General features: G+C 71.0%; 11 protein-coding genes. 3 read left to right on the top strand and 8 right to left on the bottom strand.

Annotation, left to right across the window (positions count from 1 at the left end; translation table 11 throughout):
• Positions 1-54 precede the first annotated feature (54 nt).
• From ABZX75_RS00530 to ABZX75_RS00510, 5 genes are all read right to left on the bottom strand, one after another.
• Positions 55-2,694: an N-acetylmuramoyl-L-alanine amidase gene (locus ABZX75_RS00530; protein ID WP_355406261.1), complete on the bottom strand. Its 2,640-nt coding sequence runs from the start codon at positions 2,692-2,694 to the stop codon at positions 55-57.
• A 281-nt stretch (positions 2,695-2,975) separates the two neighbouring features.
• Entirely contained in the window at positions 2,976-3,800 is an 825-nt protein-coding gene (locus ABZX75_RS00525) for a DUF5336 domain-containing protein (protein ID WP_355406259.1), read from the bottom strand.
• Positions 3,801-3,950: 150 nt separating this feature from the next.
• Positions 3,951-4,958, bottom strand: coding sequence for an N-acetylmuramoyl-L-alanine amidase (locus ABZX75_RS00520; RefSeq protein WP_355406257.1), 1,008 nt, complete (start codon positions 4,956-4,958; stop codon positions 3,951-3,953).
• A 235-nt stretch (positions 4,959-5,193) separates the two neighbouring features.
• Positions 5,194-5,835 (bottom strand): class I SAM-dependent methyltransferase, encoded by a 642-nt coding sequence (locus ABZX75_RS00515; RefSeq protein WP_355406255.1) that lies wholly within the window; start codon positions 5,833-5,835, stop codon positions 5,194-5,196.
• Positions 5,836-6,320: 485 nt separating this feature from the next.
• Positions 6,321-6,737, bottom strand: coding sequence for an ATP-binding protein (locus ABZX75_RS00510; protein ID WP_355406253.1), 417 nt, complete (start codon positions 6,735-6,737; stop codon positions 6,321-6,323).
• 85 nt (positions 6,738-6,822) lie between these two features.
• On the opposite strand from ABZX75_RS00510, the gene ABZX75_RS00505 reads away from it, so the two are divergent.
• Together ABZX75_RS00505 and ABZX75_RS00500 are read left to right on the top strand one after the other, a co-directional pair.
• The gene (locus ABZX75_RS00505; protein ID WP_355406251.1) at positions 6,823-7,671 is read left to right on the top strand and encodes a helix-turn-helix transcriptional regulator; all 849 of its coding nucleotides are present in this window, start codon (positions 6,823-6,825) and stop codon (positions 7,669-7,671) included.
• A complete protein-coding gene (locus tag ABZX75_RS00500; protein WP_355406249.1) occupies positions 7,631-7,891 on the top strand; it encodes a DUF397 domain-containing protein in 261 nt (86 codons plus the stop codon). Before ABZX75_RS00505 ends, ABZX75_RS00500 begins: the two co-directional genes overlap by 41 nt.
• Here ABZX75_RS00500 and ABZX75_RS00495 read toward each other — a convergent pair.
• Positions 7,878-9,335: an MFS transporter gene (locus tag ABZX75_RS00495; RefSeq protein WP_355406247.1), complete on the bottom strand. Its 1,458-nt coding sequence runs from the start codon at positions 9,333-9,335 to the stop codon at positions 7,878-7,880. The genes ABZX75_RS00500 and ABZX75_RS00495 overlap by 14 nt on opposite strands.
• Positions 9,336-9,413: 78 nt before the next feature.
• Here ABZX75_RS00495 and ABZX75_RS00490 point away from each other — a divergent pair, with 78 nt between their 5' ends.
• A complete protein-coding gene (locus ABZX75_RS00490; RefSeq protein WP_355406245.1) occupies positions 9,414-9,995 on the top strand; it encodes a helix-turn-helix domain-containing protein in 582 nt (193 codons plus the stop codon).
• 347 nt (positions 9,996-10,342) lie between these two features.
• Here the strand turns inward: ABZX75_RS00490 and ABZX75_RS00485 are convergent, their stop codons facing one another.
• Positions 10,343-11,803, bottom strand: a complete 1,461-nt coding sequence (locus tag ABZX75_RS00485) for an MFS transporter (RefSeq protein WP_355406243.1) — start codon at positions 11,801-11,803, stop codon at positions 10,343-10,345.
• A gap of 319 nt (positions 11,804-12,122) precedes the next feature.
• Positions 12,123-13,568, bottom strand: a complete 1,446-nt coding sequence (locus ABZX75_RS00480; RefSeq protein WP_355406241.1) for an MFS transporter — start codon at positions 13,566-13,568, stop codon at positions 12,123-12,125.
• Positions 13,569-13,902 lie beyond the last annotated feature (334 nt).

The raw sequence follows: 13,902 nt of genomic DNA, 5'->3' as shown, positions 1-13,902 counted from the left end.
CTTCGCCCCACCGGCGGAACCGGTGGGGCGAAGTGAGGCAGACGTGAGCTCAGATCACTTGGTGAAGTAACCGGTGATGTCGGCGATGAGGTCGACGGTGCCGACGTTGTTGTAGAAGTTGACCTTTCCGTCGATCACGGGGACGACGACCAGGTTGGGGATCGTCTGGCCCGCCACGAAGTTGAGGTTCGAGGCGCTGGTGCGGGTGGTTCCGCTCGGGTACACCGACACGAAGCTGGGCTGCGTCGGGTTGGTGGCCGTCACGTTCAGCACCACGGCGGTAACGCCGGTGGAGGGGATTCCGTCGACGCCCGCGACGGTCAGGGTGACGACGCCGCCCTGGCCGACCGGGGCCTTGGGGACGCCCAGGCCTTCACGGGTGTCCATCAGGCGCTTGGGGCCGAAGTTGAGGTGGTTGGCGCCCTCGCCGCCCGACGTGAAGTAGCCGGTGATGTCGGCGATGAGGTCGACGGTGCCGACGTTGTTGTAGAAGTTGACCTTTCCGTCGATCACGGGGACGACGACCAGGTTGGGGATCGTCTGGCCCGCCACGAAGTTGAGGTTCGAGGCGCTGGTGCGGGTGGTTCCGCTCGGGTACACCGACACGAAGCTGGGCTGCGTCGGGTTGGTGGCCGTCACGTTCAGCACCACGGCGGTAACGCCGGTGGAGGGGATTCCGTCGACGCCCGCGACGGTCAGGGTGACGACGCCGCCCTGGCCGACCGGGGCCTTGGGGACGCCCAGGCCTTCACGGGTGTCCATCAGGCGCTTCGGGCCGAAGTTGGTGTGCGTGGCACCTTCACCGCTCGACGTGAAGTAGCCGGTGATGTCGGCGATGAGGTCGACGGTGCCGTTGTGGTTGTAGAAGTTGACCTTTCCGTCGATCACGGGGACGACGACCAGGTTGGGGATCGTCTGGCCCGCGACGAAGTTCAGGTTCGAGGCGCTGGTGCGGGTGGTTCCGCTCGGGTACACCGACACGAAGCTGGGCTCCGTCGGGTTGGTGGCCGTCACGTTCAGCACCACGGCGGTAACGCCGGTGGCGGGGATTCCCCCGACGCCGGCGACCGGCAGGGTGACGACGCCGCCGGCGCCGACCGGGGCCTTGGCGACGCCCAGGCCCTCCCGCGTGTCCATCAGGCGCTTCGGGGTGACCGGGACGAATTTGGCCGCCTTCACCTCCGCCACGACGGTGACCGGCAGGCTGGTGGAGACCTTGCCGTTCAGCGCGGTCGCCCGGACCTGGACCTGGTGGCTGCCGACGGCCAGTACCGTGTACGCCGAACGGGCGGTGCCCGCGACGGTCGTGACGGAGTTGCCGTCGACCAGCAGCTCGAACTTGCTGAGCTTGGTGCTCGCCGTGCTGGTGCTCCAGTTGACGGTCACGGGACCGGGGGTCGTGACGGCGGACCCGGCCGGGGCCCCGTTCACCGAGGCGATCTTCAGCGCCGCCGCGGGACCGGACTGGCGGATCGTGTCCAGCTGCGGGTAGAGCGAATTGCCCGGGCACTCGGTGTTGTAGCCGTCCCGGTGACCCGAGAGCGTCTTGAACGTGTACGGCTGGTCGGCGGTGTAGGAGGCGCCGTAGAAGTTCTTCTGGGTGGCACCCGCGGTCAGCGTCGTCGTGCCGTTCATGTCCCCGTCGTACTGGCCCAGCTTGTACGCGGCGACCTTGGAGACGCCGTCGAGCGCGGCGGCCGAGGCCCCGGCGCTCGTGTAGTCACCGAGGATCGCGGTGCCCGTCGACTGGGAGTTCCAGCCGAAGGTGTGCGCGCCCATGACGGGCTGGTCGATACCGCCCTGCCGGCCCTCGAAGATCGTGCCGCACTTGTCGACGAGGAAGTTGTAGCCGAGGTCCCGCCACCCGAGGCTCTGCACGTGGTAGGCGTGCAGGCCGCGGACGATCGCGGCGGACTGGGAGCACTCGTACGGCGCGCTGGCCGCCGTGTGGTGGACGAAGAACGCCTTGATCAGTGGCTCGGGGAGGTAGACGGGACCCTCGTTGTTGAGGGACTCGTCCGCGCCCCACTCGGCCCGCGTGACCACGGTCGGCCGCGGCGCCGTCGACGTCGGTCCGGGGACCGACGGGGGCTGCGCGGGCTCCGTCGCCGGGGCGGCGAAGGCCACTGGGGCGGCGTTCAGGTCACCGCTCTTCTTCGCGGAGCCGGCGGTGCCCGAGCCCGGGTCCACCAGGTTCAGCTCCAGCCCGGCCGGCAGTACGCCGGCACCCTTGTCGCCGGCCACCCGTACTTCGGCACCGTCCGACGGACCGACCCAGACCGGCTCGGTGGCGCCGCGCGCCGAGGCGCGCTTGCCGTCGAGATCGGACTTGACCGGTTCCAGGGCGATCCAGTCCGACCACTTGCCGGTCACGGCGTCCCGGCTGCGGGCCTCGATGGTGCCCTTCATCTCGGCCGCGGGGTTCGTCCAGGACACGCCCAGCAGCCCGAAGGGCTTGGTGCCTTGCTGCGAGAGGACGGCCTGACCGTCACCCTTCGGCTTCAGAGGGAGCTTGTGGACCTCTGCCTCGACGGGACCGTTCTCCCCGGCGGTGGCGCTGTAGGCGACCGCGGCCGGTCCTCCGCCGTCCGAGGCGTCCGTACCGGCGCCACCGGCCACTCCCTGGAAGCCCAGTGCCGCTACGACACCGAGCGCGGCGGCCAAAGCCGTACCGCGCACTCGACCTATTCTCACGTCTTTTCCTCAACCCCTGTCACGAACTCACCAGGTGGCATCACCGGTTGGCCGGATGCTACTGGTTCGCTCTGACAGAAAGAGAGGCGGGGGTTCCACTTATCGGACATAAGTGGACGCAAAAGGTAAGAAGTTCGGCCACATACGAAAGGCCCATCTGTCTGCCGGTCCGATCTGTCCTACCTGCCCTGTCTGTCCCCATGCAGCACTTCGCCCCACCGGGGAACCGGTGGGGCGAAGCGAAGAGGGAACCACTGGGGCCCGCACGGGTCCGCGAGGCGTCAGCCGCGCTGGATCCCCGAGGTGTCGCTCAGGATGCCGCGGCGGCCGTCCTGGGTCTGGGCGACCAGGGTGGCCGGATCGCGCTGCTCCACGGCCAGGTACCAGGTGCCCGGCGCGAGTTCGGCGATTGGGGTGGGGGAGCCGTCCTCGGCGAAGAGGGGGCGGGCCACCGGGACCGCGAACCAGAACGGGGTGAAGTCCGCCGCCGGGGCGGGCGTCGGCGTCGGCGTGGGCTGGGCGGCGTCCTGCGGACCCGGACCCGCCTGCGGGGTGCCGCCGTACGGCGGGACCGGCTGCGGGGTGGTCCCGTACGGCTGCGGCTGCTGGCCGCCCGGGTAGCCGTACCCGGCGCCCGGCTGCGGCTGACCGCCGTACGGCGGGATGGCCGCCGGCCTCGGCTCCGGCACCAGCGCACCGGCCAGCGCCGGGATCTTCGCGCCGGCCACGGCGACACCGGCCAGGATCAGGGTGGCGAGGAAGGCGATGATGGCGCCGGCACCCAGGTCGACGGTGCTCGGGCAGGTGATCAGCGACCACAGCGCGGACCAGGCGGCCGAGACGGCGAGCACGGTGCCCCACGCCGCCAGCGGCAGGCCCAGGACCTTGCGGGTCTCCGGCAGGAAACGGGCGGCGATGAGCAGGCCTGCCGCGATGAATCCGAGCAGGAAGACGCTGGGAAGGACCAGGCGGTAGGCGTCGGTGTCCCACGCGTTCGGGAGCTCGACACCGGTCTTGGAGTAGAAATCGAGGAACGAGGCGATGAACAGCAGCACCGCTGCTCCGATCACCACGCCGTCGCCTCGAGTGAGGGAGCGGATGTTCACGTCTTAGGTGTCCTTCTCGGTCTCGGTCGTCTCGTGGTGCCGCGGTCGCAGATCGAGCCTGGAGCGGGGCGGGCGGGACCATGGTACGGAGTTCTCCCGCGGCCGAGAGGATCGGGGCGGCGAGCAGTCCCGGCGGGACTCCCGCAGGAACTACCCGCCCAGGAAGCCGACGATGCCGTCCGCAATGCCCTGTGCCGCCTTCTGCCGCCACTCCGGACTCGCCAGCTGCGCCGCGTCCTTGGCGTCACGCATGTTGCCGCATTCGATGAAGACCTTGGGCTGAGTTGACAGGTTCAGTCCGCCGAGATCGTCACGGACGACCAGACCGGTACCGCTGCCTAGGTAGTTGGCGGGAGCGGATCCGGTGGTCCGGGCGAAGTTTCCGACGATCCGCTCGCCGAGCTGCCGCGAGGGTCCGACGATCGCCGAGGTGTCGGCGCCACCACCGCTGACCTTGGCTGGGAGGATGACGTGGAAGCCGCGGCTGCCCGCGGAGACGCCGTCCGCGTGGACGGAGACGACGGCGTCGGCGGCCGCCTCGTTGCCGATGCGGGCGCGCTCGTCGATGCAGGGGCCCCACGGGCGGTCGGCCTGGTGGGTGAGGAGGACCTTCACGCCCTGGGCCTCCAGGACGGCGCGCAGGCGCTGGGACACGTCGAGGGTGAACTCCGCTTCCATGTAGCCGGAGTTGGTGGTGGTGCCGGTGGTGTCGCACTCCTTGCGGCCCGTGCCGATGTCCACCTTCTTGTTGATTTCCGTGCCGTGCTTGAAGTTGCCCGTGTTGTGGCCGGGGTCGATGACGACGGTCCGGCCGGCGAGCGGGCCCTTGGCGGGGGAGCCGCCCGGGCTCGTGCCCGAACTCGGTCCGACGGCCGGGCTGGGGCTCGTGCTTCCGTTGGACGAGGCGTTCGGCTTTGCGTCCCGGAAGCCGGACGGAAGGGCGGAGTGCGAGGCGGGCACGGGCGTCGCCCGCGGCATCTGTTCCTCGCCCGGCCCGGCCCCCGTCAGCACCTGGGCCAGGACCCAGCCCGCCAGGCAGGTCGGTGCGAGCGCGGCGACCGAGACCACGAGGGCGGAGCGGCGAGTGAACCACGGCTGGTCCGGCGGGGCCGGGGAGCCGGACTCGGGCGGCGGGGGGCTGTCGTCGTCGTAGCGCACGTCGCGATGCTAGTTCGCGGGCGCGGTGGTACGGCGGACCCTGGGCCATCCGGGGGCGCGGTGCGCTTATATGCCTGACGGCAGCGCGGTGCCGGGCCCGGCGTCCGGGCCCGACTCCCCGAGTCCCGGGTCCGGAGTCCCGACTCCCCGAGTCCCGGGTCCGGAGTCCCGGGTCCGGAGTCCCGGGTCCGGAGTCCCGGGTCCGGAACGCTGTGCGCTGGGCCCGGGCCGGGCCTCAGATGCCGGGGCCGGTCCGGCGCAGTACGCGCAGCGAGTCGGTGACGGACACCTCTTCGAAGGCGCCGGAGGCGAGGGCGCGCAGGTAGATCCGGTACGGGGCCTGGCCGCCGTCGGCCGGATCCGGGAACACGTCGTGGATGACGAGCGTCCCGCCCTCGGCCAGGTGCGGGACCCAGCCCTCGTAGTCGCCGGAGGCGTGCTCGTCGGTGTGGCCGCCGTCGATGAAGACGAGGCCGAGCGGGCCGCCCCAGGCCGCGGCGACCTGGGGGGAGCGGCCGACGATCGCGATCACGTGGTCTTCGAGGCCGGCCCGGTGCAGGGTGCGGCGGAAGGTGGGCAGGGTGTCCATCAGCCCGATCTCCGGGTCCACGACCGTCGGGTCGTGGTACTCCCAGCCGGGCTGCTGCTCCTCACTGCCACGGTGGTGGTCGACGGTGATGGCGGACACCCCGGCCGCGCGGGCGGCATCGGCCAGCAGGATCGTGGAGCGCCCGCAGTACGTGCCGACCTCCAGCAGCGGCAGGCCGAGCGAGGCTGCGGCCGTGGCCGCCTCGTACAGGGCGAGGCCCTCCCGTACGGGCATGAACCCCTTGGCCGCCTCGAACGCGGCGAGGGTCTCCGGCTTGGGCGTGGCCATGGTTCCTCCGGGGTGGTGGGGGTGTGCGGCGGCCCATGCTGCCGTACCGCTGAGTAGCGGGCGGGGGCGGGTCCCCTGCCCGGTCCCCTGCGGGGTTGCTTGGCGGGTCCGGGTCCGGGTGCGGCGCCGTTGCCCGGTCCCCTGCGGGGTGGCTTGTGGGGGCGGGTGCGGCGCCGTTGCGGGGGCTCTGCCCCCGAGCCCCCGCGCCTCAAACGCCGGCGGGGCTGGGATTGGGGCTCCGCCCCGGGCCCCGCGCCTCAAACGCCGGCCGGGCTGGGTTTGGGGCTCCGCCCCGGGCCCCGCGCCTCAAACGCCGGCGGGGCTGGGTTTGGGGCTCCGCCCCGGGCCCCGCGCCTCAAACGCCGGCGGGGCTGCGATGGGCCCGGCGGGGCTGGGTTGGGGCCCGGTGGGGTTGGAGTGTTCCCGGCGGGGCTGGGTTGTGCTTGGCCGGGCTGGGATGGGGGCGCGGCCTTGGGCCCCGCGCCTCAGACCGGGGCGTCGCACTCGAACCAGACCGTTTTGCCCGCCGGGAGCGGCACGGTGCCCCAGCGGTCGGTCACGGCTTCGACCAGGAGCAGCCCGCGCCCGCCCTCGGTGAGTTCGTCGCCCCCCTCCGAGACGCGCACCGGGTGCGGGCACCCGTCCGTGACCTCGACCCGTAGCCCTTCCGGCCGCCGCAGGATGAGCACCGCGCAGCCCCGGCCGGGGACGTGCCGTACGACGTTGGCGACGAGCTCGGTGAGCGCCAGTTCGGCGGCGTCGGCCAGTTCGGCCATGTCCCAGCGGACGAGGAAGGTCCGCAGGATGCGCCGCATGTGCCGGGCGGAATGCTCACCCACGGTGAAGCCCATGCGGTAGCTGCCGCCAATTTCCGCCCGACAGGGCTCAGTTGCGTGATTCATGTCACCAGCGTGGAGTGGAGTGATTACGCTCGGCAACAGACCGAAACGAACGCCGCACGGCGTGAACTTGGGGGGTGACCGCCTCGTGGTCAACATCCGCGACCTCGATCCCAGCGCATCGCCGCTGGACTACTACGGCTCCGAACTGCGCCGCCTGAGAGAAGAAGCGGAGCTGAAGCAGGGGGCGCTCGGATCCAGCGTCTTCTGTACGGGCTCGTTGATCGGCCAGATCGAGACGGCGAGGAAGGTGCCGACCCGGGACTTCTCGGAACGGGTGGACGCGGCGCTGGGTACGGACGGGGTGTTCTCGCGGCTGGTGGGGCTGGTGCTGCGGAGCCAGTTGCCGACGTGGTTCCAGGCGTACGCGGAGATGGAGGCGAAGGCGGAGTACATCTCCACCTTCCAGGCCCAGTTGGTCTACGGGCTGTTGCAGACCCCGGACTACGCACGGGCTTTGCTCAGTGTGGACCGACCTGACCAGGTCGACGAGCTGGTGGAGGCCCGTATGGAGAGGCAGCGCATCCTCGAACGTGAGCACCCGCCTGCTCTGTGGGTGGTGCTCGCCGAGGCGGTCCTGTATCAGGAGGTCGGCTGTCATGAGGTCATGCGGAACCAACTCGCCCACTTGTTGACCTTCCTTGGACGGCCATGGGTACAGATTCAGGTGCTGCCCTTCTCGGTCGGACAGCACACAGGAATGCTGGGGTCGTTCAATCTCCTCCGCTTCGATGACGACCCGGATCTGTTTTACGAGGAGGGCTACGCTCAGGGGCATATGACCGCCAACCCGGCACTGATCCGGGAGCGTTCAGTCGGCTACGCTCGGCTGCAAGCCGAGGCGCTCTCTCCGGAGCGCTCGGCGGCGCTGATCGCTCGGGTAATGGAGGAACGTTATGGGGACCGGCCTGGACGTGACGAGCGTGCAATGGCGTAAGTCGTCGTACAGCGGAACCACCGGCGGCGACTGCGTCGAGTGTGCCCCACTCGGCGCCGCCGCTTGGCGCAAGGCTTCGTACAGCGGTGACACCGGCGGCGAGTGCGTCGAGGTCGCCGCCCAGCCCTGCCGAATCGCCGTCCGGGACTCCAAGAATCCCGACGGCCCGGCCTTCACCGTCGGCCCCGTCGCCTTCGCCGCCTTCGTCAGCGCCTTGTAGACCTTGTAGAAGACGACGCCGCGACGGCGAGCGCGACGAGGATCAGGGCCCCCGCGACCGCGAACGTGATCCGCATGCCGGTGGCAACGGCCTCGGGACCCGCCGTGGTGACGTCGGTCGTCGCCGACGCGAGCGCGAACACGGCGCCCATGGCGGACGCGCCGGTGACGAGGCCGAGGTTGCGCGACAGGTTCAGCATGCCGGACACCACGCCGCGCTGATCCGGGCGGACGTCCGCCATGACGGCGGTGTTGTTGGCCGTCTGGAACACCGCATAGCCGCCGGTGATGACCACGAGGGGGGCGACGTAGCCGGCGATGCCGAGCGTCGCCGGTGTCATGGACAGCGTGAACGAGCCGGCCGCCATCCCGACGAGTCCGGCGACGGTCATGCGCCGGGCGCCGAAACGGTCCGCGATGCGACCGGCCGGCACACCGGTCAGCGCGGCGACCACCGGACCGACCGACAGGACGAGTCCGACGAGGGCCTCACCGAGCCCGAGGGTGCGGGAGAGGTAGAACGGCCCCACCACCAGCGTGGTCATGATCACCGTTGTGACGAGCGCGCTCGTGGCGAGGCTCGCGCTCAGCGCGCGGTCGCGGAACATCGCCAACCGGACCAAGGGCGAGGCCGCTCTCGCCTCGGTCCGTACGAAGAGGACCACTCCCAGGGCGGCGGCCAGCAGCAGCGCGATGTTGAGCGGACCGAAGCGGCCGCCTCCCAGGGTCATGGCGAGTGCGTAGGCCGCGAGCGTCAGGGCGAGCACCAGCGTGCCGACATGGTCGAAGTCGGCCCGGGAGGTTCGGGGCTCGCGCCCGTCAGCGGGCAGGTGGCGGTGGGCGAGAAGCAGGGTCAGGACGCCCAGCGGTGCGGTGACGAGGAAGATCGCCCGCCAGCCGGGACCGGACAGGAGAGCGCCGCCCAGCGAGGGACCGAGCGCCGTGCCGATCGCCGACATCGTTCCGAGCAGCCCCATGGCGCTACCGGTCTTCGCCTTGGGGACCGTCGCACCGACGAACGCCATGGTGAGGGCCATCATGATGGCCGCTCCGAGGCCCTGCGCCGCCCGGGCGGCGATCAGCAGCCCCAGTGTGGGCGCGATGCCAGCCAGGACCGAGGCCGCCGTGAACAGAGAGATCCCGCCCAGGAGCAGCTGCCGACGGCCGATGAGGTCACCGAGCCGTCCGACGCTGACGATCACGGTGGTGATGGCGAGGAGATAGGCGAGGACGATCCACTGGACTTGCTGGAAGGAGGCGTTGAAGGCCTCTGCCAGCGTCGGTAGGGCGACATGGGCGATGCTGATGCCGAGCGAGGACAGCAGCATGGACAGCGCCAGGCCGGTGAGCGCCCACCGAACCGAGGGTGGAGTGCGCCCCGCACTCGCGGCTGCTGCTTCGTCCTGTGCCGCGCCGACCGGGACGGGATCGCTGTGTGGGTTCATGTCCGGGAGCGTGGGACCGGCCGGGGGGTGGCGGCAACTCTTGTTGCCGATTCCGGGACGGCGGAGTGGAATGCCCGCATGGACAAACCAGCGCCCTACCAAGCGGTCCTCAACGAGGTCGCCCCCCGGCTCGGCAGGCTGCGCGCCCAGCGCGGCCTCACCCTGGCCGCACTCTCCGAGGCGACCGGCATCTCCAAGAGCACCCTTTCCCGGCTGGAGTCCGGGCAGCGCCGTCCCAGCCTGGAACTGCTGCTGCCGCTCGCCGGTGTGTACGGCGTGCCCCTGGACGACCTGGTCGGCGCTCCCGAAGTGGGGGATCCCCGGGTGCGGCTGACCCCCGGCACCCTGGCGAGCGGCGGTACGTTCGTATCCCTGACCCGGAGCACGGGCCCCCTTCAGGCCTACAAGATGATCATCTCTGACCGTGGTGAGCCGGAGCCCCGTACGCACGAGGGCTACGAGTGGCTGTACGTCCTGGACGGCCGGCTGCGACTCGTCCTCGCCGAGCACGATCTGGTCCTCGGCGCCGGCGAGGTCGCCGAGTTCGACACCCGGCTGCCCCACTGGTTCAGCAGCGCGGACGGGCGGCCCGTCGAGATCCTCAGCCTCTTCGGGAGGCAGGGGGAACGCATGCACGTCCGCGCGAAGCCCCGTGCGTGACTGTCCGGTGAGGCAGGGGTTGCGGCGCCGGCCGCGGATGACCAGCGGGACGAAGCGTGTGTCTTCACGGCGCGCGCCGGGGTGGTGAAGACCTACCTTGCGATTCGATGGACGGCGACTTGTCCGGCCGCCTTCCACGCCCGAGACCACAGGTGCCCGCAACGCAGCTCACCCACCCGCGGACTCGCCCGCAAAGGCAGGTCTGCACGGCAGGTCTGCAATGTGTCGGACGGAGAGTGGATGTCAGTGCTGCGCAGGGTTTCCTCAGCGGTCTTCTCGCCGGCGGTGGGTGGGGCGACGGTACGGACGCGCCGTCGCCCGTCGCCCGTCGCCCCCGTACCGTCCCGTCAGCTCGTGCGGGTCCGCTGGGGAAGCAGCAGCATCAGCGCCCACATCGTGATGAGTGTGCCGACGACGTACCAGAGGCTGCCGGCGAAGGCGGTGGCCATGGACGGGCCGCGGGTGCCGGCGCTGATCCGGGTGAAGAGGACCAGAGTGGTCAGGGCGGTTCCCAGCGCGATGCCGAGCTGCGTTCCGGTGTTGAAGAGACCGGAGGCCGACCCGGCGTGCCGGTGGGGGACCTTGCCGAGGGTCAGGTCGGCGAGCGGGGCACCGATCATGCCGAGACCGAAGCCGACGGCGAGCATCGGGGCGGCGGCCAGCACGGTTCCCATGCCGGTGCCCTCGGTGGTGATGAGCTGGTGGTAGCCGCACAGGGTGGCGGCGGCGAGCAGGGCCCCGGCCTGCGGCACGGCTCGTCCGTAGCGCGCGACGAGGCTCATGGCGAGCCAGGCGCCGCCCATCTCGCCGAGGGAGGCCGCGACGAAACCGGCAGCGGCCTGGCCCGGGGTGAGGCCGAGGCCGTCCTGCATGAACAGGGCCCAGGACAGGAAGAAGGCCCCGGACAGCAGGCCGAAGGCGAGCTGGGTGGCGAGCCCGGCGCTGAAGGCGCGGCCGGTGAAGAGGGAGAGGACGATCAGGGGTGAGCCGCCCTTGCGCGTCTTGGCCCGCTGCTGGACCACGAACACCACCAGTACGAGCGGACCGGTGGCGAGCGCCGCGAGCGACCAGGCGGGCCAGCCGTGTTCGCCGCCCACGGTCAGCGGGAGCGTGATCAGCAGCAGGCCGAGCGCGGACAGGAGCATGCCGAGCGGGTCGAGGCGCTGGGCGGTGCGGTTATGGGACTCGGGGAGGAAGCGCAGGCCGAGGACGACGGCGGCGATCCCGATGGGCAGATTGATCAGGAAGATGGGCCGCCAGCCCAGGCCGAACAGGTCGGCCTGGGTCAGGACACCGCCCAGGACCGGGCCGGTGACGCTGCCGAGCGACATGACCGTCCCGTACAGGCCGAACGCCTTCGCCCGGGAGCCCGCGTCGAAGGTGACGTGCAGGGTGGCCAGGACCTGCGGGACCATCGCCGCGGCCGCGGCGCCTTGCAGGACGCGGGCGGCGGTCAGCAGATCCGGTCCGGCGGCAATCCCGCACAGCAGGGAGGCAAGGGTGAACACGGCGGTCCCGGTCAGGAAGATCCGCTTGCGGCCGTAGAGGTCGCCGAGCCGGCCGCCGGTGATCAGACCGAGCGCGAAGGTCAGGGCGTAGGCGGCGTGGATCCACTGGAGGGCCGCGGTCGTGGCGCCGGTGTCGGCGGCGATGGAGGGAAGGGCGGTGTAGACGACGGAGCCGTCGAGCGCGTTCATCAGCTCTGCGGTCAGGACGACGGCGAGGGTGATGGCACGGGCACGGCCCGGGGCCGAGGATCCGGCGCGCGGCGGGCTGCTGGTGGTGGTCTGGTCGGTGTCGTGGGACACGGGAGGAGGGCTCCTGTTCCGGTGGGTGGTCGGGGATACGGGCAGGCCAGGGCCGCGTACGCCGACTGCGCACAGGAAGAGGGGAGCTGGCCCAGGCCGAGGAAGGGGCACCGTCGATGCCGGCACGCCGGTAGGCACCGAGAGGGTGCTGCCGGTGCCGGGAAGGGACGGCTATCGGGCCTGGGAGATACGTCATCACCTCACATCGACGACTGGCGGAACAGGGGAGGATCCGGGCAGGAGAACGCACTCAAGCCCTGCGGGGGGTCGGCGGCCCCGCCCCGCACGGGCCGCACGGGGCGGGGCCGCCGACCGCGGTTCAGGCGGCCTTGACCGGCTTGGGCAGCCGGAACATCAGCGCCCACATCACCGCGAGAGCGGCGACGACGTACCAGATGCTGCCCGCGAACGCCTCGGTCACGGTGCTGCCGTGGCTGCCCGCGGGGGCGTGGTTGAAGAACACCACGGAGGCCATCGCGATACCGAGTGCGGTACCGAGCTGCATGGCGGTGTTGAACAGTCCCGCCGCGGATCCGGCGTCCTGGTGGCCGACCTGGCTGAGGGTGAGACCGGCAAGACCCGCGCCGACCATGCCGAAACCGGCCCCGACGAGGATCATCGGGGCGACGGCGGCCATGAACGGCATCCCGGTCTGCTGGGCGGAGACCAGCAGCTGGTAGCCGACCAGAGTTGCGGCGATGAGCACCGCCCCGGCCTGCGGCACGCGCCGCATGTGGCGTCCCGCCCACTTGGAGGCGAGCATCGCGCCGGCCATGCCGCCGATGGAGATGGCGACGGACGCCGGAGCGAACTGCCCGGGCGAAAGTCCGAGGCCGGACTGCATGAACAGCACCCACGTCAGCAGGAACACGCCGGAGAGGAGGCCGAAGACCAGCTGGGCGGCGAGCCCGCCGGCGAACGCCTTGCTGCGGAACAGCGAGAGTGCCACCAGGGCGGAGCCGTCCTTGCGGGTCTTCGCCCGCTGCTGGGCCACGAACGCCGCCAGCACCAGGGCGCCCGCGACGAGCATGACGACGCTCCACGCCGGCCAGTGCTTCTCGCCGCCCACGGTGAGCGGGTAGGCGAGAAGGAGCAGGCCGGTGCTGGAGAGCACGATGCCCAGTGGATCAAGACGCCTGGCCTGCTGCTCGCGGGACTCGGGAATGAACCGGAGGGCGAGGAGCACGGTGGCCAGGCCGATGGGCAGGTTGATCAGGAAGATCGTCCGCCAGCCGAGACCGGCGATGTCGGCGGAGGTCAGGACGGCGCCGAGGACCGGGCCGAGGACGCCGCCGAGGGACATGATCATGCCGTACATGCCGAACGCCTTGGCCCGGGACTCCCCGTCGAAGGTGACCGCGATGGTGGCCATGACCTGCGGCACCATCGCCGCAGCCCCGGCGCCCTGAAGGGCCCGCGCGGCCACCAGGAGCTCTGGGCCGGTCGCGATCCCGCACAGCAGCGACGCCAGCGTGAACAGGGCGGTACCGGCGATGAAGACCCGCTTGCGCCCGAAGAGGTCACCCAGGCGCCCGCCGGTGATCAGGGCGAGGGCGAAGGTGAGGGTGTAGGCGGCGGGGATCCACTGCACCGCGGCGCTGGAGGCACCGGTGTCCGCCTGGATGGAGGGCAAGGCGGTATGGACGATCGAGCCGTCGAGCGCGTTCATCAGCTCGGCGATCAGCACCACCACCAGGATGATCGTGGCGGCACGGCCGGCCCCTGTGGGGCGTGGATGACCGTGGGTATGGGTGTCGGTTGACACGAGGAAGATTCCTGTTCGCGTACAGAAGGAATGGGGGCAGGGGCAGGCCTGGGCATGCCCCCGCACGCCTACAGCGCGACAGGGGAAAGCAGGGTGCAACGAGCCCAGGCCATCAGGCAGCACCGCCGTCGAGGCATGCGTCGGAAGCCCGCCATCGCGGACAACCGGAAAGAGCCTCGGAACGAGCGGCTACTTACTTGGCCTGGGAGATACGTCATCACCTCGAAACACAGCGCCGGGCCCCGGAATGGGCACCGACGGAACCACAAGAGGCTAAAACGTCCCCGGACATCCCCGCAACGTAATAAGTCGCACGCTGCTGACCGGCCCGTGT

The organism is Streptomyces sp. NPDC003038, assembly GCF_040611115.1.
GTDB lineage: Bacteria > Actinomycetota > Actinomycetes > Streptomycetales > Streptomycetaceae > Streptomyces.
This window is presented reverse-complemented; position numbering and strand designations above follow the sequence as displayed.

Bases quoted from the DNA above. Each gene is read 5' to 3' on its own strand.
- ABZX75_RS00515 (WP_355406255.1), bottom strand. From the start codon at position 5,835: ATGGCCACGCCCAAGCCGGAGACCCTCGCCGCGTTCGAGGCGGCCAAG.
- ABZX75_RS00495 (WP_355406247.1), bottom strand. From the start codon at position 9,335: ATGAACCCACACAGCGATCCCGTCCCGGTCGGCGCGGCACAGGACGAA.
- ABZX75_RS00490 (WP_355406245.1), top strand. From the start codon at position 9,414: ATGGACAAACCAGCGCCCTACCAAGCGGTCCTCAACGAGGTCGCCCCC.
- ABZX75_RS00510 (WP_355406253.1), bottom strand. From the start codon at position 6,737: ATGAATCACGCAACTGAGCCCTGTCGGGCGGAAATTGGCGGCAGCTAC.
- ABZX75_RS00500 (WP_355406249.1), top strand. From the start codon at position 7,631: ATGGGGACCGGCCTGGACGTGACGAGCGTGCAATGGCGTAAGTCGTCG.